At 60.2% G+C, this 23,930-nt stretch carries 25 protein-coding genes and 1 other RNA gene; 8 read left to right on the top strand and 18 right to left on the bottom strand.

The window, feature by feature from the left end:
- Nucleotides 1-4 precede the first annotated feature (4 nt).
- The 3 genes from mraZ to rsmI form a co-directional block, all read right to left on the bottom strand.
- Nucleotides 5-460, bottom strand: coding sequence for a division/cell wall cluster transcriptional repressor MraZ (gene mraZ / locus ACX0MV_RS05210; protein WP_069517860.1), 456 nt, complete (start codon nt 458-460; stop codon nt 5-7).
- A gap of 305 nt (nt 461-765) precedes the next feature.
- An RNA gene (gene rnpB / locus ACX0MV_RS05205) (RNase P RNA component class A) lies at nt 766-1,124 on the bottom strand.
- Nucleotides 1,125-1,164: 40 nt separating this feature from the next.
- Entirely contained in the window at nt 1,165-2,070 is a 906-nt protein-coding gene (rsmI, locus tag ACX0MV_RS05200) for a 16S rRNA (cytidine(1402)-2'-O)-methyltransferase (RefSeq protein ID WP_458981413.1), read from the bottom strand.
- A gap of 90 nt (nt 2,071-2,160) precedes the next feature.
- On the opposite strand from rsmI, the gene ACX0MV_RS05195 reads away from it, so the two are divergent.
- Genes ACX0MV_RS05195 through ACX0MV_RS05180 form a run of 4 tightly spaced genes read left to right on the top strand, consistent with a single transcriptional unit; the run spans nt 2,161 to nt 5,501 of the window.
- Complete coding sequence (locus ACX0MV_RS05195) at nt 2,161-3,972, top strand: penicillin-binding protein activator (RefSeq protein WP_458981412.1); 1,812 nt, start codon at nt 2,161-2,163, stop codon at nt 3,970-3,972.
- Complete coding sequence (locus tag ACX0MV_RS05190; protein WP_458981411.1) at nt 3,969-4,343, top strand: YraN family protein; 375 nt, start codon at nt 3,969-3,971, stop codon at nt 4,341-4,343. Before ACX0MV_RS05195 ends, ACX0MV_RS05190 begins: the two co-directional genes overlap by 4 nt.
- Nucleotides 4,344-4,371: 28 nt before the next feature.
- Nucleotides 4,372-4,965, top strand: a complete 594-nt coding sequence (locus ACX0MV_RS05185; RefSeq protein ID WP_458981410.1) for a phosphoheptose isomerase — start codon at nt 4,372-4,374, stop codon at nt 4,963-4,965.
- Complete coding sequence (locus tag ACX0MV_RS05180; protein ID WP_458981409.1) at nt 4,962-5,501, top strand: BON domain-containing protein; 540 nt, start codon at nt 4,962-4,964, stop codon at nt 5,499-5,501. Before ACX0MV_RS05185 ends, ACX0MV_RS05180 begins: the two co-directional genes overlap by 4 nt.
- A 43-nt stretch (nt 5,502-5,544) precedes the next feature.
- Here ACX0MV_RS05180 and ACX0MV_RS05175 read toward each other — a convergent pair whose 3' ends face one another.
- The 7 genes from ACX0MV_RS05175 to rplM form a co-directional block, all read right to left on the bottom strand.
- A complete protein-coding gene (locus tag ACX0MV_RS05175; protein ID WP_458981408.1) occupies nt 5,545-5,952 on the bottom strand; it encodes a ClpXP protease specificity-enhancing factor in 408 nt (135 codons plus the stop codon).
- 184 nt (nt 5,953-6,136) lie between these two features.
- Nucleotides 6,137-6,754, bottom strand: coding sequence for a glutathione S-transferase N-terminal domain-containing protein (locus ACX0MV_RS05170; RefSeq protein ID WP_458981407.1), 618 nt, complete (start codon nt 6,752-6,754; stop codon nt 6,137-6,139).
- Nucleotides 6,755-6,847: 93 nt separating this feature from the next.
- A complete protein-coding gene (locus tag ACX0MV_RS05165) occupies nt 6,848-7,627 on the bottom strand; it encodes a cytochrome c1 (RefSeq protein WP_458981406.1) in 780 nt (259 codons plus the stop codon).
- On the bottom strand, nt 7,627-8,838 hold the full coding sequence (locus tag ACX0MV_RS05160; protein ID WP_458981405.1) for a cytochrome b: 1,212 nt from the start codon (nt 8,836-8,838) through the stop codon (nt 7,627-7,629). The genes ACX0MV_RS05165 and ACX0MV_RS05160 overlap by 1 nt, the downstream gene beginning before the upstream one ends.
- Entirely contained in the window at nt 8,838-9,431 is a 594-nt protein-coding gene (gene petA / locus ACX0MV_RS05155; protein ID WP_458981404.1) for a ubiquinol-cytochrome c reductase iron-sulfur subunit, read from the bottom strand. The genes ACX0MV_RS05160 and petA overlap by 1 nt, the downstream gene beginning before the upstream one ends.
- A 254-nt stretch (nt 9,432-9,685) precedes the next feature.
- On the bottom strand, nt 9,686-10,078 hold the full coding sequence (gene rpsI / locus ACX0MV_RS05150; RefSeq protein ID WP_298135649.1) for a 30S ribosomal protein S9: 393 nt from the start codon (nt 10,076-10,078) through the stop codon (nt 9,686-9,688).
- 14 nt (nt 10,079-10,092) lie between these two features.
- The gene (gene rplM, locus ACX0MV_RS05145) at nt 10,093-10,521 is read right to left on the bottom strand and encodes a 50S ribosomal protein L13 (RefSeq protein ID WP_090249152.1); all 429 of its coding nucleotides are present in this window, start codon (nt 10,519-10,521) and stop codon (nt 10,093-10,095) included.
- A 246-nt stretch (nt 10,522-10,767) separates the two neighbouring features.
- Between rplM and ACX0MV_RS05140 the strand changes: the two genes are divergently transcribed.
- Nucleotides 10,768-11,805, top strand: coding sequence for an NADP(H)-dependent aldo-keto reductase (locus ACX0MV_RS05140; protein WP_458981403.1), 1,038 nt, complete (start codon nt 10,768-10,770; stop codon nt 11,803-11,805).
- A 6-nt stretch (nt 11,806-11,811) separates the two neighbouring features.
- Here the strand turns inward: ACX0MV_RS05140 and nfi are convergent, their stop codons facing one another.
- On the bottom strand, nt 11,812-12,525 hold the full coding sequence (gene nfi, locus ACX0MV_RS05135) for a deoxyribonuclease V (protein WP_458981402.1): 714 nt from the start codon (nt 12,523-12,525) through the stop codon (nt 11,812-11,814).
- An 87-nt stretch (nt 12,526-12,612) separates the two neighbouring features.
- The gene (locus ACX0MV_RS05130) at nt 12,613-13,749 is read right to left on the bottom strand and encodes an acyl-CoA dehydrogenase family protein (RefSeq protein WP_458981401.1); all 1,137 of its coding nucleotides are present in this window, start codon (nt 13,747-13,749) and stop codon (nt 12,613-12,615) included.
- A gap of 272 nt (nt 13,750-14,021) precedes the next feature.
- Between ACX0MV_RS05130 and ACX0MV_RS05125 the strand changes: the two genes are divergently transcribed.
- Nucleotides 14,022-14,927 carry a GlxA family transcriptional regulator gene (locus tag ACX0MV_RS05125; protein WP_458981763.1) on the top strand — a complete coding sequence of 302 codons (906 nt, stop codon included), beginning with the start codon at nt 14,022-14,024 and terminating at the stop codon, nt 14,925-14,927.
- Between the two features lie 54 nt (nt 14,928-14,981).
- Here ACX0MV_RS05125 and zapE read toward each other — a convergent pair whose 3' ends face one another.
- From zapE to ACX0MV_RS05110, 3 genes are all read right to left on the bottom strand, one after another.
- Nucleotides 14,982-16,076: a cell division protein ZapE gene (gene zapE, locus ACX0MV_RS05120; protein ID WP_458981400.1), complete on the bottom strand. Its 1,095-nt coding sequence runs from the start codon at nt 16,074-16,076 to the stop codon at nt 14,982-14,984.
- 176 nt (nt 16,077-16,252) lie between these two features.
- Nucleotides 16,253-17,599, bottom strand: a complete 1,347-nt coding sequence (locus ACX0MV_RS05115; protein WP_458981399.1) for a tryptophan--tRNA ligase — start codon at nt 17,597-17,599, stop codon at nt 16,253-16,255.
- 14 nt (nt 17,600-17,613) lie between these two features.
- Nucleotides 17,614-18,249: an alpha/beta hydrolase gene (locus tag ACX0MV_RS05110; RefSeq protein ID WP_458981398.1), complete on the bottom strand. Its 636-nt coding sequence runs from the start codon at nt 18,247-18,249 to the stop codon at nt 17,614-17,616.
- A gap of 152 nt (nt 18,250-18,401) precedes the next feature.
- Here ACX0MV_RS05110 and ACX0MV_RS05105 point away from each other — a divergent pair, with 152 nt between their 5' ends.
- Nucleotides 18,402-18,839 carry a Z-ring associated ZapG family protein gene (locus tag ACX0MV_RS05105; RefSeq protein WP_458981397.1) on the top strand — a complete coding sequence of 146 codons (438 nt, stop codon included), beginning with the start codon at nt 18,402-18,404 and terminating at the stop codon, nt 18,837-18,839.
- A gap of 81 nt (nt 18,840-18,920) precedes the next feature.
- Here ACX0MV_RS05105 and cysN read toward each other — a convergent pair whose 3' ends face one another.
- The 3 genes from cysN to ACX0MV_RS05090 form a co-directional block, all read right to left on the bottom strand.
- Nucleotides 18,921-20,822, bottom strand: coding sequence for a sulfate adenylyltransferase subunit CysN (cysN, locus tag ACX0MV_RS05100; RefSeq protein ID WP_458981396.1), 1,902 nt, complete (start codon nt 20,820-20,822; stop codon nt 18,921-18,923).
- A gap of 1 nt (nt 20,823) precedes the next feature.
- A complete protein-coding gene (cysD, locus tag ACX0MV_RS05095; protein ID WP_167147447.1) occupies nt 20,824-21,741 on the bottom strand; it encodes a sulfate adenylyltransferase subunit CysD in 918 nt (305 codons plus the stop codon).
- A gap of 132 nt (nt 21,742-21,873) precedes the next feature.
- A complete protein-coding gene (locus ACX0MV_RS05090) occupies nt 21,874-22,632 on the bottom strand; it encodes a Nif3-like dinuclear metal center hexameric protein (RefSeq protein ID WP_458981395.1) in 759 nt (252 codons plus the stop codon).
- Between the two features lie 111 nt (nt 22,633-22,743).
- On the opposite strand from ACX0MV_RS05090, the gene algW reads away from it, so the two are divergent.
- Entirely contained in the window at nt 22,744-23,886 is a 1,143-nt protein-coding gene (gene algW, locus ACX0MV_RS05085) for a Do family serine endopeptidase AlgW (protein ID WP_458981394.1), read from the top strand.
- Nucleotides 23,887-23,930: the final 44 nt, after the last annotated feature.

Here is a 23,930-nt window from a genome sequence, read left to right as displayed (position 1 = left end):
GTAGTCACAGGATCAAGTCGCGCAGGTCGTCAGACAATGCACCCGGCTGCTTGATGGCCGCCAGATCGGCGTCCGCCACAGCATTCCAGGCATCTTCGTCCCACAACTGAAATTTATTGAGTTGGCCGACCAGCATCGCGCGCTTGTCCAGCTTGGCGTATTCGCGCAAACGTGGTGGCACCAGGAAGCGGCCACTGGCATCCAGCTCCAGATCTACCGCATTGCCGATCAGCAAACGCTGCAGACGGCGGTTTTCTTCGCGAAACGAAGCCAGCTCCCGCAGCTTGGCTTCTATTAATTCCCACTCGGCCAGTGGGTAGACGCACAGGCAAGGGTCGATGGCGTCAATCGTGACGATAAGCTGGCCGGCACAACGCGAGACGAGCTCATCCCGATACCGACTTGGCATCGCGAGGCGCCCTTTGGCGTCGAGACTTATAGCGTTAGCTCCGCGAAACACGACTGCGCTTCCCCTTTTATTAGCTATCCATGCCCAAAAAAACCCACTTCATGCCACTTCTTACCACTGGCGCACACTATAGGAACGCCGGCACCGCACCGTCAAGGCGCGCTCAGCGGGAAAAATCCTTATAGAACGGGAATTTAGGAACTAAACAGGAAGGAGAAAGCACAAATAACGCAGATATCGACAGCGAGTTTTAAGGCAACACAAAGAGCTGCACTTCAAACTTAAAGTGATTTATTAAGAGTAAGATTTTTTTGGTATTACGAAGGGGAAGAGTACAGCGATTGAAACAATGAAAGGTGGAGAGTCGATCTGTAAGCCGGGTTCTGTCGAGGACAGTCATTCCTCTACGGCGTACATCACTGCACGCCTTTAGCAACCTACCCGGTTCCAGCGCGGGCCACGCCAATGGAACCCTATTTGGTCTTGCTCCGAGTGGGGTTTGCCTAGCCACGAACTGTTACCAGTCGCGCGGTGCGCTCTTACCGCACCTTTTCACCCTTACCGGCACCGAAGCGCTTAGGCGGTTATTTTCTGTGGCACTTTCCGTAGGCTCACGCCCCCCAGGCGTTACCTGGCACTCCGCCCTATGGAGCCCGGACTTTCCTCCCCCGCATCCCGCAGAACGAAACACGGCAGCGACTGTCCGATCGACTCTCCGCGGGCAAGGGTAACGGCACACGCCCTGCAGGACAAGCTCAAGCGTCTTTCTGCCGCTCCAACGCCACTTGATACAACAGGTTTTTGCGCACCCCGGTAATCTCTGCCGCCAGCGCTGCCGCGCGCTTGAGCGGCAATTCCTGCAGGAGCAAATCAAGGACTCGCAATGCTTCGGCACTGACCGCCGAATCGTCCGCCGGCGCCTGCCAGCCTGCCACCACCACTACGCATTCGCCACGCTGCTGGTTGCTGTCCGATGCGACCCAGGCGCTCAGTTCGCCCAGCGGCAGACCTTTGAGCGTTTCGAAGGTCTTGCTGATTTCCCGCGCCAGGAGTGCCGGACGCTCAGCACCGAATACCGCACTCATATCCTCTAAGCATTCAAGAATGCGATGCGGCGCTTCGTAGAAAATCAGCGTGCGTGACTCCTCCTTGACCTGCTCAAGCCGAGCACGACGACCAGCGGTCTTGGCCGGGAGAAAGCCCTCGAAGATAAAGCGGTCGGACGGCAACCCCGCCGCTGATAACGCCGCGATCAGCGCGCAGGCCCCTGGAATGGGCACCACGGTGATATTGACCGCTCGCGCCTGGCGCACCAGGTGATAGCCCGGATCGGAAATCAACGGGGTACCGGCATCGGAGATCAATGCAATGTCATCACCGGTTTGTAACCGAGCAATGAACCGACTGCCGTGGTCGCGCTCGTTGTGTTCATGACAAGCAGCCAACGGCGTCCCGATGCCGAAATGCTGCATCAGGCGCGCAGAGTGCCGGGTATCTTCCGCAGCAATAAGGGCAACGCTACGCAGAACGCTGAGCGCCCGTGCACTGATGTCATCCAGATTACCAATGGGAGTGGCCACCACATAAAGGGTGCCAGGTACGGGATTCGGAGCACCGGGAGTGGTCACGAAACAAGCCTCTGAAGAGTGCAAAGCGCGCATTGTAGCCCGTTTCAGCCCTTCGAGATCGCGCCGGGGCCAGTGCGCAGGTACAATCCAACGCTCATTAGAGCAAGTACCAGGAACGCTTACATGATCGTCTGCCTGCGCCTTTTTTATGCCCTCTGCCTCGCCGGGCTGCTTACAGCCTGCGCCGGATCGCCGTCATCCAACCTGGGCGAATTGCCGCGAATTCCGCAAGGCAGCATCGAACAGATGCTCCAGCAAGCGGCCGAAAGCGAACCGGAACAAGCGGCGCTGCTGCGACTGTCGGCCGCCGACACGGCTTTCCAGCAGAAGGATTATGGCCGTGCCAGCAGCATTCTCGAGCAGGTGCAGCTTGAGGGCCTGAAACCGGCCCAGCAGGTTTTCGCCAGTACGCTGATGGCAGAATTGGCGCTGGCCCGCAACCAACCCAAAGCCGCACTCGGCGCTCTGGACCACCCAAGCCTGCTGCGCCTGGGCGAGCTGCCCGTCGAGCAGCAGGTGCGTACCCAATCGGTTCGCGCGAGCGCCTTGCAAAAGGACGGGCGAATTCTTGATGCAGCGCGCGAGCGCGTCTTCATAGCGCCGCTGCTGAGCGGAACCACCGCCGATCAAAACCGCGAAAGCATCTGGGAGCTGGTATCCAGCTTACCCGTCGAGCAACTGCAAGGCGGTGCGGACGCTGACCTGAGTGGCTGGATGGCGCTGGCACGCGCAACCAAACTGGCCGGCACCCTGGAGCTGCAGCAGGCGGCCATCAAGGACTGGCAAGCGCAGAACCCCAATCACCCTGCCGCCATTCAATTGCCGGAAGCCTTGAGCAAGCTGCAGCAACTGTCGACTCAGCCCCTGACTGAAATAGCCCTGCTGTTACCCCAGGAGGGCCAACTGGCCTCGGTCGCTCGCGCATTGCGCGACGGTTTCCTCGCGGCCCATTACCAGGCCCAGCAAAGCGGCCAGAATCCACCGAACATTCAGCTCTATGACAGCTCGCGCATGGGCTCGCTCGACGAGTTCTACCGCCAGGCGCAGGCGGCTGGCGTACAGCTGGTCATCGGCCCTCTGGAAAAGCCTTTGGTCAAGCAGTTGAGCGACCGCGAACAACTGCCCATTCCGACACTGGCCCTGAACTACAGCGAACCCGGCCAGGAAGGTCCGGCCCAGTTGTTCCAATTCGGCCTCGCCGCCGAAGATGAAGCGCGCGAGGTAGCCAGTCGCGCCTGGGCTGACGGCATGCGCCGCGCCGTGGCCCTGGTGCCGCGTGGTGAGTGGGGTGATCGAGTGCTGGACGCATTCAGGCAGAGCTGGCAGGCACAGGGCGGCACTCTGATTGCAGCCGAGCACGTTGACCAACCCGTCGAGCTGGCCAAGCAGATCGCCAACCTGTTCCAGCTGCGTGAAAGCGAAGCACGCAGCGAACGCCTGAACGACGCGCTGGGCACCGACGTGGCAAGCCAACCGTCCCGCCGCCAGGACATCGACTTCATTTTCCTCGCCGCCACACCGCAGCAAGCGCAGCAAATCAAGCCGACGCTGGCCTTCCAGTACGCCGGCGATGTTCCGGTGTACGCCACGTCGCACCTGTACACCGGCGCCCTCAGCCAAGCCCAGTATCAGGACATGGACGGCATCATGTTCTGCGAAACCCCGTGGCTGCTGGATGCTAACGATCCGCTGCGCCAGCAGGTCAGCAGCCAATGGCCGCAGGCCAACGGCAGCATGGGTCGTCTCTATGCGATGGGCGTCGACGCCTATCGCCTGACGTCGCGTCTGAATCAGCTGAAGGCCCTGCCGGATACCCGAATCGAGGGTCTGTCCGGCACGCTTGGCCTGAACCCAGCGCAACGAATCGAGCGTCAGCTGCCCTGGGCGCAGATTCGTGACGGCCAATTACAACGCCTGCCAGCTACGCTCAATTGACCGAGCGCGTCAGCACGCAAAGCAGCGGCGAGGCGGCCGAAGCGCTCGCGCGCCGGCACCTCGAGCAGCAGGGGCTGCGCTTGCTGGCGCAGAACTGGAGCTGCCGGCGCGGCGAGCTCGATCTGGTCATGCTTGACGCCGATACAGTAGTATTCGTCGAGGTTCGCTACCGGCGGCACACGGCCTGGGGCGGCGCAGTGGAAAGCGTGGATGCGCGCAAGCGTGAGAAATTGACGCTGGCTGCCCTGCACTTTCTGCAGAAGGAATCGCGCTGGGCCAAACACCCGTGCCGCTTCGACGTGATCGCCATCAGCGCTGATGGCAAATCACCCCCGCAACTGAACTGGATTCAAAACGCCTTCGATACCTGAACGGCACCACACTGAAGGTTATTCCCCGATGGACATGCAAGCCCGCATTCGTCAGCTGTTCCTAGCCAGTATTGAAACCAAGCAACAGGCCATGGAAGTGCTTATTCCGTTCATCGAACACGGCAGCAAGGCCATGGTTCACGCGCTGCTCAACGAGGGCAAGATACTGTCCTGCGGCAACGGCGGGTCGGCGGGAGATGCTCAGCATTTCTCTTCTGAGCTGCTCAACCGTTTCGAGCGCGAGCGCCCTAGCCTGCCGGCCATTGCGCTGACCACCGACAGTTCGACGATTACCTCGATCGCCAATGACTACAGCTACAACGAGGTGTTCTCCAAGCAAATTCGCGCGCTGGGTCAACCCGGCGATGTGCTGCTGGCGATTTCCACCAGCGGCAATTCGGCGAACGTCATCCAGGCCATCCAGGCGGCCCACGATCGTGAAATGACCGTTGTCGCACTGACCGGCCGCGACGGCGGCGGCATGGCGTCGCTGCTGCTACCCGAGGACGTGGAGATCCGCGTCCCCTCGAAAGTCACCGCACGCATTCAGGAAGTCCACCTGCTGGCAATTCACTGTCTGTGCGACCTGATCGACCGTCAACTGTTTGGGAGTGAAGAATGACCCGCCTTTCGCTGATCCTCGTTACCCTGGCATTCAGCCTCAGCCTCAGCCTGGCCGGCTGCGGCAGTCGCAGCATCGGCAACAAGATCGACGACCAGTTCATCGCACCGCAAGTCAGCGCCAACGTCGAACGCGCGCATACCGACCTGGCGAGCCCAACGTCGCGGATCATCGTTACCAGCTATAACGGCGTGGTCCTGCTGGCGGGCCAGACCCCGCGCGCCGAGCTGAAAACGGCTGCCGAACAGGCTGCGCGCAAGGTGCAGAACGTCACCAAGGTCCATAACGAGCTGCAGGTGGCGCGCCCTACCTCGCTGCTGGTGCGCAGCAACGATTCACTGCTGACCTCGAAGATCAAGACCCAGATGCTGGCTGACAGCACTGTGCCTGGCACCCGCATCAAGGTGGTTACCGAGAACGGGATCGTGTATCTGCTCGGCCTGGTTTCCCGTCAGGAAGCCAACAGCGCGACCAACCTCGTGCAGAGCGTTGGCGGCGTGCAAAAGATCGTCAAGCTGTTCCAGTACACCAACTGATCCCGACCCAATAAAAAAGGCGATCCTCGGATCGCCTTTTTTATCACTTCACCACTTTCAGGCTGGGTCGCCCGCTCGGACGTGGCGGCTCATCGTCCGGCCCCTGGTCGTCCTCATCGCCTTCAGCGGTATCACCTACTGGTGGCTCCAGCTCAAACACCATGCCTTGGCCATTTTCCCGCGCATAAATCGCCAGCACTGCAGCAGTCGGCACGTACAGGCTATGTGCGATGCCACCGAAACGACCTTCAAAACTCACTGCCTCATTATCCATATGCAAATGGCGGACTGCGCTAGGCGAGACGTTTAGGACAATCTGCCCGTCGCTCGCAAAGCCCGGCGGCACCTGCACGCCAGGAAGCTCGGAGTTGACCAGCAGGTGGGGGGTGCAATCGTTATCGACAATCCATTCATAAAGCGCGCGGATCAGATAGGGGCGACTGGAGTCCATCGATATCTCCTCAGCTTTACTGCCATGCACAGATGGCGAGCGAAGGTTAGTAAGGCAGAATCTGAAAGAAGAGAGACCAGCCGACTTCTTAGGGTCGCCCTCTTTCAACAAATATGACGCGGCGTTTGCGCGCCGGCTTGTCCATCTACCTGGCCACAGGCACCGCCTGTGAGCCAGGAAGCATTCAACGCATATCGCGTTCAATCGGGGACAGGCTGACCTGAAAGGCTTCGCGTGCGAACTGCCGGTCCATGTAGTCGAGCAGCGGCTTGGCAGGCTTCGGCAACTCGATACCCAATAGCGGCAAGCGCCACAGGATTGGCAGTAGGCAACAATCCACCAGGCTGATCTCATCACTGAGAAAGTAGGCCTTGTCGGCAAACAGCGGCGACACTCCCGTCAGACTTTCGCGCAGCTCTTTGCGTGCTTGCACGCGAGCAGGCTCCTTGCTGCGCGGATCCAGTATCTGATCGACCAGATTGCACCAGTCGCGCTGGATCCGGTGAATCAGAAGCCGGCTATTGGCCCTTGCAACAGGATAAACCGGTAGCAATGGCGGATGCGGATAACGCTCATCCAGGTATTCCATCACCACCGTCGACTCGTAAAGCGCCAGGTCGCGGTCCACCAGGGTCGGCAAGCTGGCATACGGATTGACCTCCAGCAGCTTCGGCGGACACTGGCCCGGCTTGACACTGATGATCTCGGCGCTGACACCCTTCTCGGCGAGCACGATTCGTACGCGGTGGGAATAGTGGTCGGCGGGGTCGGAATAGCAGGCCAACCTATTGGTTACGCCCATGGCGATCCTCCTCGCTTATTTAGGTTATTTGCAGGCAGAAAAATCTGCGCGCCCAGAAGGGCGCGCAGATCAACAACGGGGGGAAACAGCAGATTAATGCACGTCCTTCCAGAATTCGCGCTTGAGCAGGTAGGCGAACACGAAGAAGAAGGCAAGATAGAGCAACACGTAAGTGCCGATGCGACGACTTTCCAGCTTCACCGGGTTAGCGGAGTAGGCCATGAAGGTGACCAGGTTCTTGATCTTCTCGTCGAACTCTTCTTCGCTAAGCGCGCCGGTCTTAGGCTCGATAGTCAGCTGGTCGCAAGCTTCGTGGGTGATCGGCGTACCGGTGAGTGGATCGAATTGCTTCTTTCCCTCTTCAACCACTTGCACCTGCTTGCAACCGATATACTGACGACCTTGCAGGCCAACCAGTACGTTCGGCATCCCAACGTTCGGGAATACCTTGTTGTTGGAGCCAAGCGGACGAGTCGGATCGTCATAGAACGTACGCAGGTAGGTGTACAACCAGTCCGTGCCCCTTACCCGGGCAACCAGGGTCAGGTCAGGCGGCGCAGCACCGAACCAAGCCTTGGCGTCATCGGCGCTCATACCAATTTTCATGTGATCGCCGATCTTGGCATCACTGAATACCAAGTTGTCCATCATGACTTCATGGGGAATACCCAGGTCGTCAGCGACACGCTCATAGCGCTGGTATTGAGCGGAGTGACAGCCCATGCAGTAGTTGGCGAACGTCCGCGCGCCATCCTGCATCGCAGCCTTGTCAGTCAGATCGATATCAACGTGATCCAGCGGATAACCGCTGCCCGCTCCCAAAGCCAGTGCCGGCATTGCAACGAGTACTAGTGCAGCAAATAGCTTTTTCATCAGCCAGTCACCCTTTCCGGAACCGGTTTGGTCTTCTCGAGTTTGGTGTAGAACGGCATCAGGATGAAGTACGCGAAGTACAGGAACGTACAAACCTGCGACAGCAGCGTACGGCCCGGGGTTGGCGATAGCACACCCAGAACGCCGAGAATCACGAAGGAGACGCAGAAGATCAGCAACCACACCTTGCTCATCCAACCCTTGTAGCGCATCGACTTCACAGGGCTCCGGTCCAGCCAAGGCAGCACGAACAGCACGGCAATGGCAGCCCCCATGGCAATTACGCCTAGCAGCTTGTCCGGCACCGCGCGAAGAATCGCGTAGAACGGAGTGAAGTACCACACCGGCGCGATGTGCTCAGGCGTCTTGAATGGATTGGCCGCTTCGAAGTTCGGCTTCTCAAGGAAATAACCACCCATTTCCGGGAAGAAGAACACCACGAAGCAGAAGATGAACAGGAAGACCACGACGCCAACGATGTCCTTCACCGTGTAGTACGGATGGAAGGCGATGCTGTCGAGCGGCTTGCCGTTCTCGTCCTTGAACTTCTTGATGTCGACACCATCCGGGTTGTTCGAACCTACCTCGTGCAGTGCCAGAATATGCAGCACCACCAGGCCTAGAATCACGATCGGCAACGCGACAACGTGCAACGCGAAGAAGCGGTTCAGGGTGATTCCGGAGATCAGGTAGTCGCCGCGAATCCACTGGGTCAGTGCATCACCGACTACGGGAATGGCACCGAACAGCGAGATGATGACCTGCGCACCCCAATAGGACATCTGTCCCCATGGCAGCAGATAGCCCATGAATGCTTCAGCCATCAACATCAGGTAGATCAGCATGCCGAAGATCCACACCAACTCGCGTGGCTTCTGGTAAGAGCCATAGAGCAGACCGCGGAACATGTGCAGATAAACCACGACGAAGAACGCAGAAGCACCGGTCGAGTGCAGATAGCGCAGAATCCAGCCGTACTCAACGTCACGCATGATGTATTCGACCGAGGCGAATGCCTCTTCGGCCGAAGGTGTGTAGCTCATGGTCAGCCACACGCCGGTGACGATCTGATTGACCAGCACCAGCAGCGCCAGGGAGCCGAAAAAATAGAAGAAGTTGAAATTCTTCGGTGCGTAATACTTGCTCAGATGGTCTTCCCACATCTTGGTCGCCGGGAAGCGCGCATCCACCCATTCCATGAACTTACTCATTATGCTTGCTCCTGGTCCACACCGATGATGATCACATCATCCGACTCGTAAGTGTGCGGCGGTACCGGCAGGTTCAAGGGCGCAGGCTGCCCTTTGTAAACCCGGCCAGCGAGGTCATAACGGGAACCGTGGCATGGGCAGAAATAGCCGCCCACCCATTCGGCCCCTAGGTCGGCGGGCGCGACTTCCGGACGGAAAGATGGCGCACAGCCCAGGTGTGTGCAGAGCCCGACCAGCAGTAGCAACTCCGGCTTAATGGAGCGGGTCTTGGGATCGACATAGGTCGGCTGCACAGAAGACTGAGAGTCGACGTCGGCCAACTGCGGTTCGAGCTTTACCAGATTGCTGAGGATCTCTTCGGTGCGGCGCACGATGAACACCGGCTGCCCCCGCCACTCGGCAACCATCTGCTGGCCCGGCTCGATTTTGCTGACGTTCACCTTTACAGGCGCTCCGGCAGCCTTGGCCTTGGCGCTCGGGAACCACGACCCCACGAATGGGACCGCCGCACCCACCGCTCCAGCAGCGCCCACCACGGAGGTGGCCGCCACTAAGAAGCGACGTCGGCCTGCATTCACGCCGTCATTGCTCATTCAGTCGTCTCCCATCAGCTTTGCGGCCTGTTGGTCAGGCCTCTACTTAGAAAATATCGGGTAGCGCAAAAAATTCGCCAAATGGTAATGAAATGCCCCTTTTCTGACAAGGTAATTACCCGGCCTGCAAGGACTTAACGCCGCGTAGCACGTGGCGCCGAGGCCTGCGGCATGATGCCGCACACCCTTTCTGCGCCCATAAAAAACGCCCAGTTCCGCTAGGAAGCTGGGCGTTTTGGAACGCAGATAGCGAATTAACGCTTGGAGTACTGCGGACGCTTACGCGCTTTACGCAGACCAACCTTCTTACGTTCAACTTCACGGGCATCGCGAGTCACGAAACCGGCTTTGCGCAGCGCTGGGCGCAAGGCCTCGTCGTAGTCCATCAGTGCGCGAGTAATACCGTGGCGGATTGCGCCAGCCTGACCACTCACTCCGCCACCGATAACGGTAACGTAGACGTCGAACTTCTCGGTCATCTCAACCAGCTCCAGCGGCTGACGAACTACCATGCGGGCAGTTTCGCGACCGAAGAAACCATCGAGAGTGCGGTTGTTGATGGATATCTTGCCAGTACCCGCACGCAGGAAAACGCGAGCGGTTGCAGTCTTGCGACGGCCAGTGCCGTAATTTTGAGTCGCCGACATAATGAACTATTCCGTTAAAACTTCAGTTCTTGGGGCTGCTGAGCAGTGTGGGGGTGAGCAGCGCCCGCGTACACTTTCAGCTTACGATACATGTCGCGACCCAGCGGGTTCTTCGGCAGCATGCCTTTAACCGCGGTCTCGATCACGCGCTCAGGGGCTTTAGCGATCAGCTTTTCGAAGTTGATCGACTTGATGCCGCCCGGGAAACCGGAGTGGGAGTAGTACATCTTGTCAGTGGTCTTGGCACCGGTAACGCGAATCTGCTCAGCATTGATGATGACGATGTAGTCACCGGTATCAACGTGCGGAGTGTATTCAGGCTTGTGCTTGCCACGCAGACGGCTGGCAACTTCGGTAGCCAGACGACCCAGGGTCTGACCCGCAGCGTCGACGACGAACCAGTCGCGCTTAACTGTTTCCGGTTTAGCAGTAAAAGTTTTCATTCTTTATAGCCTCAGGGGCCGCCCTGATAAATAAGACGGCGGATCTTACTGAATAGTGCTTACTTTGACAAGTCAAAGGCAGCCGAAAACAGACGCTATCGGGGGCTCGGGTCAGCGCGTCCGTACACGGCAAGATTCTTCGGCAGGCGGCGCATCACTTCCACTGCAGAAAGAGGTGCGCAATTATGCAGATTGCGAAAATAAATTCAACCTGCTTGTATGGGTGTTTTGCGAAAGGAGCACCCGATGGATTACCGCCAACTGGGCCGTACGGATTTGAACGTCAGCGCCCTCTGCCTGGGCACGATGACGTGGGGCGAACAGAATAACGCGGCTGATGCATTTGCTCAGATCGAGCGGGCCAAAGCCTGTGGCATCAACTTCATCGACACCGCCGAAATGTATCCGGTACCGCCCCGCGCGCAGACCTACAGCAAAACCGAGCAGATCATCGGCGACTACTTCAAACAGCACGGTGGTCGTGCGGACTGGGTACTGGCCAGCAAGATCGCCGGCCCTGGAAACGGCATCGATTACATCCGCGGCGGCTCACTCAAACATAACCGCGAGCACATAGTGGCTGCGCTGGACGCTAGCCTGAAACGCCTGCAGACGGACTGGATCGACCTCTACCAGTTGCACTGGCCGGAGCGCCCGACCAATTTCTTCGGACAACTGGGCTACAAGCACCGCGACAGTGAATTCACGCCACTGGAGGAAACCCTGGAAGTTCTTGATGAACAGGTTAAGGCCGGCAAGATCCGCCATATCGGCCTGTCCAACGAAACGCCATGGGGAACCATGAAATTCCTGCAACTGGCGGAGCAGCGCGGCTGGCCGCGAGTGGCGTCAATCCAGAACCCTTACAACCTGCTCAACCGCAGCTTCGAAGTCGGCCTGGCGGAAATCGCGATTCGCGAAGCCTGCGGTCTGCTGGCCTATTCACCGCTGGCATTCGGCATGCTTTCTGGCAAATACGAAGGCGGCGCCCGCCCTGCCAATGCCCGCATCAGCCTGTTCAGCCGCTTCGCCCGCTACACCAACGCGCAATCCGAGGCAGCCTGCTCGCGCTACGTCGCACTCGCGCGCGAGCATGGTCTGGACCCGGCGCAGATGGCGCTGGCGTTCGTCACCGCCCAGCCGTTCGTGACCAGCAATATCATCGGCGCCACTTCCCTGGAGCAGCTGGATAGCAACCTGGCCAGTGCCAAGCTGCAACTGCCCGAAGAAGTGCTCGCGGGAATCGAGGCCATTCATCTGCAGCAACCCAACCCTGCCCCCTAACCTCGCCTAGAACAACGGCTGCTGACCGTGATCGACGTCCCGCCGTGACGCCAGGCGGTCGGCCAGCCGGGTGGGTTCAGGTAGGCGATGACGGCGCACGCATGTCATCACCAGCTCTGGCGTCCGCTCGAGGCTGACCCGATTACCCGGCGAAACGATCAGCGGCCGCACCCTATCCTTACTGCGCAGCACCCAGCCGATCGGGCAGCCGCCTCGATCCAGCAAGGGTACCTGCGCACCGCGCTGCTCGGGCAACGCCGCATGAGTGCCGGTCAGGATCTTCTTCGCCACGCCAATCGTCGGCAAGCCACTGACAACGCCCAGATGCGCGGCGATACCTAGCCCGCGCGGATGGGCAATACCCTGACCGTCAACAAACACCAGATCAGGCTCATGCGGCAGGCCCGCAAGCGCTTCCAGCAACGCAGGCAGCTCGCGGAACGAGAGCAGCCCGGGCACGTAAGGCATATTGGTTGGGATGCGCGAAACGCATTCGGCGAGTGGCTCGAGCGTGTGCGCGTCAAGCAGAATGGCCGCAGCCCGGGTGATGGTGCCACCCTCCTCGAAACCGACATCAACCCCTGCGAGCAGACGCAACGGCGGATAGTCGTCTTCCAGTCGCACCTGCAGCGCAAGACGCTTTTGCAGCTCTCGCGCGGCGGCAGCGCTGCCGTCCCAATCAGGAAATGGGTTTGCAGCGCGTTCGCGTAATGACGTCATTGGCAGGCTCCAGGCATTTCAGCCTTGGAGCCACCGGAGCGCGACCAAGTTCGCCCAAACCTCTGACCACAATCGATAAGCGGGGCGTCAGAGCGACCGGGCGATAATTTCCTTCATGATTTCGTTGGTGCCGGCGTAGATCCGCTGTACTCGGGCGTCGGCCCAGGCCCGTGCAACCGGGTACTCCCACATATAGCCGTAACCACCGTGCAGCTGCACGCACTCATCAAGCACCTTGCATTGCAAATCCGTCCCCCAGTACTTGAGCATCGCGGCAGTCGGCACATCCAGTTTGCCCTGCAGATGCAGCTCCAGACAGCGATCGACGAACACCCGCCCAACCTGAATCTCGGTGGCGATTTCCGCAAGCTTGAAGCGGGTGTTCTGGAAATCGCCGATAGCCTTGCCGAACGCCTTGCGTTCGCGGGTGTAATCGAGCGTCCATTGGAGCGCAGCTTCCGCCGATGCCAGCGCACCGATGCCAACGGTCAGGCGCTCTTGCGGCAACTCCTGCATCAGGTAGGCGAAGCCCATGCCGGCCTGGCCGAGCAGGTTTTCCTTGGGCACGCGCACGTCCTGGAAGAACAGCTCGGAGGTGTCCTGGGCTTTCATGCCAACCTTTTCCAAGCGCTTGCCCTTGGCGAAACCGGGCGTATTTGCCTCAACGAGAAACAGGCTGGTGCCCTTGGCGCCAGCCTTCGGATCGGTCTTGGCGACGACGATCACCAGGTCAGCCAGGAAGCCGTTGGTGATGAAGGTCTTCGAGCCGTTGATTACGTACTCGTCGCCATCCAGCAGCGCGGTGGTTTTCACCCCTTGCAGGTCGGAACCAGCACCCGGTTCGGTCATGGCAATGGCGGTCACCATTTCGCCTGATACCAGCTTCGGCAGGTATTTCTGCTTCAGCGCTTCGCTGCCGTAGTGCAGCAGGTAAGGCGCAACGATATCTGAATGCAGAGAGAAGCCGATGCCGGTCAACCCAAGGCGGCCGATTTCCTCGATCACTACCGTGCTGTAGAGGAAGTCAGCCGACATGCCGCCATATTCCTCAGGCACGTGGGAGCAGAGCAGGCCGGCCTCGCCGGCCTTGTTCCAGAGCTGGCGATCGACATGGCCGTCCTTCTCCCACTGCTGGTGGAACGGTACCGCCTCCTGCTCAAGGAACCTGCGTACGCTGTCGCGGAACAGTTCATGGTCGGAATTGAACAGGGTTCTGGGGATCATGCTTGCACCTGGAAAGTAAGGACGGAATCGAGGACATGACTTTAGCCAAGCAAATGCTTGGTCACACTGGACACAAATGCCAAAAAATAAGACGATCCAGCCGCATCCTGACCGCTTTACCACCTGGTCCGCGAGATGCCTCTTTCACGGCATACCAACAAGAAGAAACGAGCATGAGCACATCGCACTCAGCCGCCCTCAAGCGCGTCAGCATCCTGGCCACCGACGGGGTGTTCGCATCGACGCTGATGCAGGCCAAGGACTTCTTCCACATGGCCAGCCTGCGCTACGGCAAACAACAGGGCCTGGGCCTGAAGCCGACATTCGAAATCAATCTGGTGAGCCCTGACGGCCAACCCGTGCGCAGCTTCAGCGACGTATTGATGCCGGTCGACGGCCCGCTCGACGAGGCTGACGTGATCATCCTGCCAGCGTTCTGGGACGACTTCGATGCGCTCAGCGGTCGCCACCCGCAGGTGCTGGACTGGCTCAAGCAACGCCACGCCGCCGGTAGCGCGATTTGCGGGGAAGCCACTGGAGTGTTCTGGATGGCCGAGGCCGGCTTGCTCGACGGTAAGGAAGCGACCACCTACTGGCGCTTTTTCAGCGAGTTCGCCGAGCGTTTTCCCAAGGTGCTGCTGAACCAGGAAAAGCACCTGTCCGACGCTGACAACCTCTACTGCGCCGGTGGGGTTACCTCCGCCTGCGACCTGTACATCTACCTGATCGAGCGCTTCTGCGGCGCCAGCGTGGCCCAGGGCGTGGCCCGCGACATTCTTTATGAGGTGCAGCGCAACTACGCGCCGGGGCGTATCGGCTTCGGCGGCCAGAAGCTGCACCACGACCTGACCATCCTGCAGATCCAGCAGTGGCTGGAAGACCATTTCGCCGACAAGTTCCGCTTCGAGGACGTGGCGCGCGAGCACGGCATGAGCATCCGCAACTTCATGCGGCGCTTCCAGGCGGCCACGGGCGACAAGCCACTGCATTACCTGCAACGCCTGCGCATCGAGACGGCCAAGGGTTTGCTCAGCGCAACTCGCAAGAGCATCAAGACCATCAGCTACGAAGTCGGCTACGACGACGCCAGTTTCTTTGCGCGGCTGTTTCGCCAGCACACCGACCTATCGCCCAATCAGTACCGCCGCCAGTTCCAGCACAAGGAAAACCACGGCTGACTGCGCAAAACAAAAGGCCGCTCAAGGCGGCCTTTGTCTGAGACGCACCGAGCCTTAGGGCTTGTGCGCGCGGGAGAGAAATTCGTGGGACTGCATCTCCAGCAGGCGGCTGAGGGTGCGCTGAAATTCGAAGTTCAAACGCCCGCCGCTATACAGGTCCTTCAGTTCAACTTCCGCAGAAATGATCAGCTTGACGTTGCGGTCGTAGAACTCATCCACCAGGTTGATGAAACGCCGCGCCATATCTTCCTTGGCCACGCCCATCTGCTCGACGTTGGCCAGCAAAACCGCATGGAAGATCTTGCCCAGCTCGATGTAGTCGTTCTGGCTGCGTGGGCCGTCGCACAGCTCGCGAAAATCGAACCAGGCCACGTCGTCGCCCATCTTGCGCGCCACTATCGCACGGTTCTCGATCATCAGCGGCTCGTTTTCCTGCACCTTGCAGTGTTCCGGCAGCAGGCTGGTGAAGCTCTTCTGCAAGCTGGCCTCGGCCTCGGCACCCAGTGGCCAATGGAACAGCTCGGCCTGCTCGAGCGCGCGCAGGCGGTAGTCGATCCCGCTGTCGACGTTGACGATCTCGGTATGGGCCTTGAGCAGGGCAATTGCCGGCAGGAAGCGCGCGCGCTGCAAGCCATCCTTGTACAGACCGTCCGGCACGATGTTGGAGGTCGCCACCAGGGTCACGCCATTCTGGAACAGCTCATCAAGAAGCGTGGCGAGGATCATGGCGTCGGTAATGTCGGACACGAAAAATTCGTCGAAGCAGATCACCCGAGCCTCGTCGGCGAAACGCTTGCCGATGATGGTCAGCGGGTTCTTCTCGCCCTTCAGGGTTTTCAGCTCTTCGTGCACACGCTTCATGAACCGGTGAAAGTGCGTGCGGACCTTGCGTTCGAATGGCAGCGCGTCGAAAAAAGTATCGACCAGGTAAGTCTTGCCGCGGCCCACCCCACCCCAGAAGTACAGGCCCTTGACCGGCTCGCGCTGCTTCTTACCAAACAGTTTGCTCAGCAGCCCCGGCTTGTTCTGCTCGTCGGCAACCAGGTCGTCATACAGGCGCTGCAGATGGCGCACAGCGGTTTCCTGCGCGGCATCGTGGAAGAACTCGGGGCGCTTGAGGTCAGCCTGGTAGCGTTCAAGGGGGGTCATAATTCGTTAGCCGGCCAAGTAAAACGGGGGCGTCACTTTAGCGACGCCCCCGCGGCTTGGCAATCGGCACCGCATGCTTGGCGGCGGATGGTGTGAGCGAAGAGCAGGGCTCGCTCAAGTCAGCGGTAGCTCACTCGCAGCGACCCAGTTGCACTCACGCCGCTACGCCACTGCGGCTATTCCTGTGGCGCCAGCGCCTCGCGCAAACGGACGATGGCGGCGTCACGCGCAGCAGTGTCGGCAAATTCAGGACTCGAGGCCACGCATTCGCCATCCAGCCAGATACCGAAACTGACGCCCTGCTCTCTGACCTCCAGCGCGTCGCCGGCCTGCAGGCGCTTGCACACCTGACCAGCCGCCTTGCCATCGGCAAATGGCGCGGACAACAACAGCTGCTCGCCCGCTGCATCGAGCAAGCGGAAGCGGAAACTGCCGTCGTCTTCACGGAAGCTGACGAAGCGGGCGCTCTTGCCGGCCTTCTTCTTCTCACCCGTGGCGTTGGCAGTCTGGCTGCGGAAGGAGCGCAGGCCCACGGCCTCGCGCAACTCACCCAGAAACGGCGTGGCGATCTTGCGCGCCTTGGCGGCGCCGGCCATAAGGATGTCCTCAAGATCGGCGGGCCGCGCGATCAAGGCGTGATAACGCTCGCGCGCCTCGCCCAGCTCGGCCTCCAGCAGCTGGCACAGGCGCTGCTTGGCTTCGCCCCAAGCCATGCCGGCGACCAGCTCGGCGCGAAAATCCGCCTGCTGGGTCGGCGCGGCGAATGCCTGGTACAGGGTGAACAGGTGCGCGCTATCCGGGTCCTTCGGTTCGCCCGGCAACCGGGAGTCGGTGACGACACGCGCGACCGCTTCCTTGAGCTGCTTGGCGCTGCCGAACAAGGGAATGGTGTTGTCGTAGCTCTTGCTCATCTTGCGCCCGTCGAGGCCTGGTAGGGTCGCGACGTCTTCTTCGATCACCGCCTCGGGCAAGGTGAACAGTTCCTTACCGTTGCCGAACAGGTGATTGAAGCGCTGGGCGATATCGCGGGCCATTTCCACATGCTGGATCTGGTCGCGGCCGACCGGCACCTTGTGCGCGTTGAACAGCAGAATGTCCGCCGCCATCAGCACCGGGTAGCTGAACAGGCCCATGGTGATGCCGGCGTCCGGGTCTTCGCCCTGCTCGACATTCTTGTCCACCGACGCCTTGTAGGCGTGGGCACGGTTGAGCAGGCCCTTGCCAGCGACACAGGTGAGCAGCCAGCACAATTCGGTGATTTCCGGAATATCCGACTGGCGATAGAAGGTTGCCTTGTTGGTATCCAGGCCAAGCGCCAGCCAGGTCGCGGCGATTTCCAGACGCGAACGCTGGATGCGCGCCGGCTCGTCACATTTGATCAGGGCATGGTAATCGGCCAGGAAGTAGAACGAGTCCGCGTCAGCTGCGCGACTGGCGACGATGGCCGGGCGAATTGCGCCCGCGTAGTTGCCCAGGTGCGGCGTGCCGGTGGTGGTGATGCCGGTAAGGATACGAGTGGTCATGGCGGTCGCTTAACTCAGTTCGAAAGGCGCGGCAGCAGCAGATCCTTGAGATCAGTCAGCTTGCCGTGAAAAAAGTGGCCGCATTCTGCCACTTTCAGCAGTTCATGGGCACGCCCAAGGCCGGCAGACCAGGCATAAACCGCTTGCGGGTCAATCACCTCGTCCGCCTCGGGTTGAATCAGAATCAAGGGGCAGCGCTGTGCGGGCGCGTTTTCCGCGCTCAAGCGGGTTACCGCCGGCGCCACCATAAACAGCTGCGCGAGCTCGACGCCCTGCGCCTCCAGACGACCGCCCAGGCTGGCGGCAACAAAGCCGCCAAAGGAAAAGCCCAGCAGTGTCAGCCGCAGCTGCGGGTATTTCTCGCGCAGCCAGCGGGCCGCCGCCTCGGCGTCGTCGATCTCGCCACTGGCCATATCGTGGCTACCAGCACTGGCGCCAACGCCGCGGTAGTTGAACCGCAGCGTGGCCAGCCCCGCATCGCGTGCGGTGCGCTGCAGCGTCGAAACGACCTTGTTGAGCATGGTGCCGCCCTGCACCGGATTGGGATGGCAGATCAGCGCAACGCCGCGGGCGTCGGGCGTATCCAGCCAGAGGGCTTCCAGTTGGCCGCAGGGGCCGTCGATGAATAGCGGGGTTTCGCGGGTGAGCAACAGTGAACTCCGTGACCTCTCAGAGGGTCGACTCGTCTAGCTGACTGCCTGCGCCGCAGACACCGCCGTAAACATCTCGGCATCGCATTGCGGTATACAGCGCAGGTTCGAGCCGTTAACGTAAAGCAAAGCCGTATAGAGAGGAAGGACTCGTGGAACAGACGCTTACAGCCTGGTTACTACCGGCCATTACTTTGGTAGTCGGCATTGCCATCGGCTTCCTGATCGCCCGTCTCGCGCCTAACGCCGCGCCTGGCGGCAGCCAGCGCAAGCTGGACGAAATGCAGGAACGCTTCGACACCTACCAGAACGATGTCGTCAGTCATTTCAACACCACCGCCAGCATGGTGAAAAAACTCAACCAGGGTTATCAGGACGTACAGGAGCATCTGGCAGAGGGTGCCAACCGCCTGGCTCTCGACGAACTGACCCGCCAGCGCCTGCTCGCCACCCTGCATGCAGAGGAAGGTGAAAAGCGCGAACGTCTGACCCCGCCGAAGCACCATGAAACGCCCAAGGACTACGCGCCGAAAACCGCCGATATCCCGGGCATGCTCGATGAAAACTACGGAATCAAAAGCAAGCGTTGATTGTGCTGGCATCTAGTCAGCCGAGCAGAGCCAGACAAAAAAGCCCCGCTAAATAGCGGGGCTTTTTATTGGCGCGACCAGTTAGATGGCGCCGCGTTCACGCAGCAGGGCCAGCACCTGCTTGACGCCTTCTTCTACCGACATGCTGTGAGTGTCGATCACCAAGTCTGCATCCAGCGGCACATCGTAGGGGAACGAGTCGCCCGGGATGTTATCGCCACCCGCTGCGTACAGCCCTTGCGGGTCGCGCTCGGCGCAGGCCTGCGGTGAGGCCTGTACGTAGACGGTGAGCAGACGCTCGGCACCGATCAGCACCTTGGCCTGCTCGCGACCTTCGGCATCCGGCGCAACGAAGGCCGCCAGGGTGAGCAGGCCAGCTTCGTTGAACTGGCGCGCCACGTGGGCGGCACGGCGCCAGTTCTCGGTACGTCCGGCACGATCCTGCGGCAGGCCCTTGTTCAGGTCATGGCGCAGGTTCTGGCCGTCCAGTACATAGACCGCACGCCCCATATCGAACAGCTTGCGCTCAACCGCATAGGCCAGGGTGCTCTTGCCCGCGCCCGACAAGCCGCTGAACAACACGGTCGCCGGTTGCTGGCCGAAGCGCGCAGAGCGTTCTTCGGTCGATACATGGGCAAGCTTGCCGTGATGACCATCGGTGTGCTGCGCACTCACCGGTTTGGCGACGATCATGCCGGCGCCGACGGTGCCATTGGTCAACCGGTCGATCACGATGAACGAGCCAGTGGTGCGGTTATGCGCATAGCCGTCCAGCGCGATCGGGGCATCCAGAGCGATGCGCACCTGGCCGATCTCGTTGAGCTGCAGGCTGCTCGCCGCCCCCTCTTCCAGAGTGTTCACATCAATCCGGTGGGTGATGCTGGCAATCGAGCCCGGCACATAGCTGGTGGCGCGCTTGATGTCGTATTTCTTGCCCGGCAGCATCGGCTCTTCGGCCATCCACACCAGCATGGCGTCGAAGCTGTCGACCACCTGCGGACGGTTGTCGGCATGCACCAGCATATCGCCGCGGGAGACGTCGATCTCGTCTTCCAGCGTCAGGGTAACCGCCTGGCCCGGGCCGGCATGCTCCAGCTCACCTTCAAAAGTGACAATGGACTTGACCCGGCTGCCCTTGCCCGAAGGCAACACCACGATTTCATCGCCCTTGCGCACGATGCCGCTGGCCAAGGTGCCAGCGAAACCGCGGAAGTTCAGGTTCGGACGGTTGACGTACTGAACCGGGAAACGCAGGTCGGTGAAGTTGCGATCACCGGCCACTTCCACGCTTTCGAGGATTTCCATCAACGACTGACCGTCGTACCACGGCGAACGCTCGCTGCGGTTGACCACGTTGTCGCCCTTGAGCGCCGACATCGGCACGAAATGCAGCGAGCTCGGCTTGAGCGCGATGCCTTCGGCAAATTTCAGGTAGTCCGCCTTGATCTGCTCGAACACCCCCTGATCGAAGCCCTTGAGGTCCATCTTGTTGATCGCGACCACCAGGTGCTTGATGCCGAGCAGCGAGGCAATAAAGCTGTGGCGCTTGGTCTGGGTCTGCACGCCGTAACGAGCATCGATCAGAATGATTGCCAGGTCACAGGTGGAGGCGCCAGTAGCCATATTGCGGGTGTACTGCTCATGGCCGGGGGTGTCGGCGATGATGAACTTGCGCTTGGCGGTGCTGAAATAGCGGTACGCCACATCGATGGTGATGCCCTGCTCGCGCTCAGCCTGCAGGCCGTCGACCAGCAGCGCCAGATCGATGTCGTCACCGGTGGTGCCGACTTTTTTCGAGTCGCGGCTGATGGCCTCCAGATGATCTTCGTAGATCATCTTCGAGTCGTGCAGCAGGCGGCCAATCAGGGTGCTCTTGCCGTCGTCGACATTGCCGCAGGTGAGGAAGCGCAGCAGTTCCTTGCGCTCGTGCTGGGCCAGGTAGGCGAGGATGTCTTCGCTGATCAGATCGGATTGGTGCGACATATCAAAAGTACCCCTGACGTTTTTTCTCTTCCATCGAACCGGCAGCATCGTGGTCGATGACACGTCCCTGGCGCTCGGACGTTCGAGTCAGGAGCATTTCCTGAATGATGTCGGTCAGGCTGGTGGCCGTGGATTCCACAGCGCCGGTGAGCGGGTAGCAGCCGAGGGTACGGAAGCGCACCATCTTCTTGGTAATACGGGCTTTTTCTTCGTCCGACAGGTGCTCGAGGATGCGGTCGTCGTCGATCATGATCAGCGTGCCGTTCTTCTCGATCACCTCACGCTCGGCAGCGAAGTACAGCGGCACGATCGGGATCTGTTCCAAGTAGATGTATTGCCAGATGTCCAGCTCGGTCCAGTTGGACAGCGGGAACACGCGGATCGACTCGCCCTTCTTGACCTTGCCGTTGTACACGTTCCACAGCTCGGGACGCTGGTTCTTCGGGTCCCAGCGGTGCTTGCTGTCGCGGAAGGAATACACGCGCTCCTTGGCGCGGGATTTCTCTTCGTCACGGCGCGCACCACCGAAGGCGGCGTCGAAGCCGTATTTGTCCAGCGCCTGCTTGAGACCCTCGGTCTTCATCACGTCGGTGTGCTTGGCGCTGCCGTAGGTGAAGGGGTTCATGTCCTGCGCCACGCCATCCGGATTGATGTGGGTGATCAGATCCAGGCCATACTCGTTGACCATCTTCTCGCGGAAGCTGTACATCTCCTGGAATTTCCAGCGCGTATCGACGTGCATCACCGGGAACGGCAGCTTGCCCGGAAAGAACGCCTTGCGCGCCAGGTGCAGCATCACGGCGGAGTCTTTACCGATCGAATAGAGCATGACCGGATTGTCGAATTCGGCGGCCACTTCACGAATGATGTGGATACTTTCCGCCTCCAGCTGTTTCAGGTGGGTCAGTTTATCGAGCATGGCTACTCACGAATGCTGTGTGTTGGGGCCGGCGGGCCGTGGACGAGCGCGCACTCTAGCACAGCACCCGCTTCTATTCAGGCAGCCGGTTAGACCGAAACGATCTAGCTTTATGACCGCTCCGCAGGGCGTTCAGATTGGGTTTGCGCAGTCGATAAACAGATGCTCGATGGCAAAGCGCCTGGCCAGATAATCGCCGAGGGCCTGCACGCCGTAGCGCTCGGTGGCGTGGTGGCCAGCCGCGATAAAGCTGATGCCATTTTCCCGCGCGCTGTGAAACGTCTGCTCCGAAGCTTCGCCGGTGAGGTAGAGATCGACGCCAGCAGCGATGGCCTGATCGATGTAGCCCTGACCGCCACCCGTGCACCAGCCGATACGTCGAATCATGTCGCGGCCCTCGATCAGCAAGGGTTCGCGGCCGAGCACATCCTGCACGCGCCGGGCGAAATCCCGGGGGCTCATCGGTTCGGCCAGCGAACCCACAAGGCCGACGGTGAGCGGGTTGTCGGGTTCCAGCGGACCTTCGACGGTAATCTCCAGCTGCGCCGCCAACTGCACGTTGTTGCCCACGTCAGGGTGCACGTCGAGCGGCAGGTGGTAAGCCAGCAAGCTGATGTCATTGCTCAGCAGCGTCTTCAGACGCCGCTGCTTCATGCCCACGACGCAGGGGTTCTCGCCTTTCCAGAAATAACCATGGTGCACCAGCAGCACGTCCGCCTCGGCTTCGACCGCCGCATCGATCAACGCCTGACTGGCCGTCACACCGCTGACGATGCGTCGCACCTGCGGGCGACCCTCCACTTGAAGCCCGTTGGGGCAATAATCACTGATCCGCGAGGCGTTCAGATAACGGTCGGCTTCTTCCTGCAGGGTGGTCAGGGCAACGGCCATGGTTATTCCTCAAACGTTGATGCTAGCCGCTGCTTTATTGCGACACGGCCTTCTATAATGGCGCACCTTAAGGGGCTCTCCCCAGCCCTCGCAACCCTCAGGATTTGATCGATGTTCAAGGCCCTGCGTTTTTTTGGCTGGCCCCTGTTGGTGGGCATACTGCTGGCATTACTGATCATGCAGTATTACCCGCAGTGGGTCGGTTTGCCTGCGCATGATGTGCAGGTGCGCCAGTCGCCGCTGTACAACCGCACCCAGAGCGGCCCGGTGTCCTACGCCGATGCAGTGAACACCGCCTCCCCGGCAGTCGCCAACCTCTACAGCACCAAGTTCGTCAGCAAGCCGAACCATCCGCTGTTCGAAGACCCGCAGTTCCGCCAGTTTTTCGGTGACAACCTGCCCAAGCAGCGCCGCATGGAGTCCAGCCTCGGCTCGGCGGTGATCATGAGCTCCGACGGTTACCTGCTGACCAACAACCACGTGGTGGCAGGCTCCGATCAGATCGTGGTGGCGCTCAAGGATGGCCGCGAAACCTTGGCGAGAATCATCGGCAGCGACCCGGAAACCGATTTGGCAGTGCTCAAGATCGACCTCAAGGATTTGCCCTCGATCACCCTCGGGCGCTCGGACAATATCAAGATCGGTGACGTCACCCTGGCCATCGGCAACCCCTTTGGCGTCGGTCAAACCGTCACCATGGGCATCATCAGCGCCACGGGACGCAACCAGTTGGGCCTCAATACCTATGAGGACTTCATCCAGACCGACGCGGCAATCAACCCGGGCAACTCGGGAGGCGCGCTGGTCGATGCCTATGGCGACCTGGTGGGCATCAACACCGCGATCTTTTCCAAATCCGGCGGTTCCCAGGGAATCGGCTTCGCCATCCCGGTCAAACTCGCACTGGAGGTGATGCGCGCGATCATCGAACACGGCCAGGTGATCCGTGGCTGGCTGGGAATCGAAGTGCAACCGCTGACGCCGGAACTGGCCGAGTCCTTTGGCCTGGACGGCCGCCCAGGCATCGTCGTGGCGGGCATCTATCGCGATGGTCCGGCGCAGAAAGCCGGTCTGCAACCCGGCGATCTGATCCTCAATATCGATGGCGAACCTGCTGGCGACGGTCGCCGCTCGATGAACCAGGTCGCTCGCGCGAAACCCGGCGACAAGATTCGTATCGATATCCTGCGTAACGGCAAACCGATGGAGCTGACTGCCGAAATAGGCATGCGTCCGCCCGTGGCCCAGAAATGATTCAGGGTTAGCAAAGCACAGCGTTGCATCTCAGGATTTATTTA

The organism is Pseudomonas cistanchae (genome assembly GCF_054483635.1).
The sequence above is the reverse complement of the archived record's forward strand: the minus strand, read 5'-3'. Positions and strand labels throughout refer to the sequence as shown.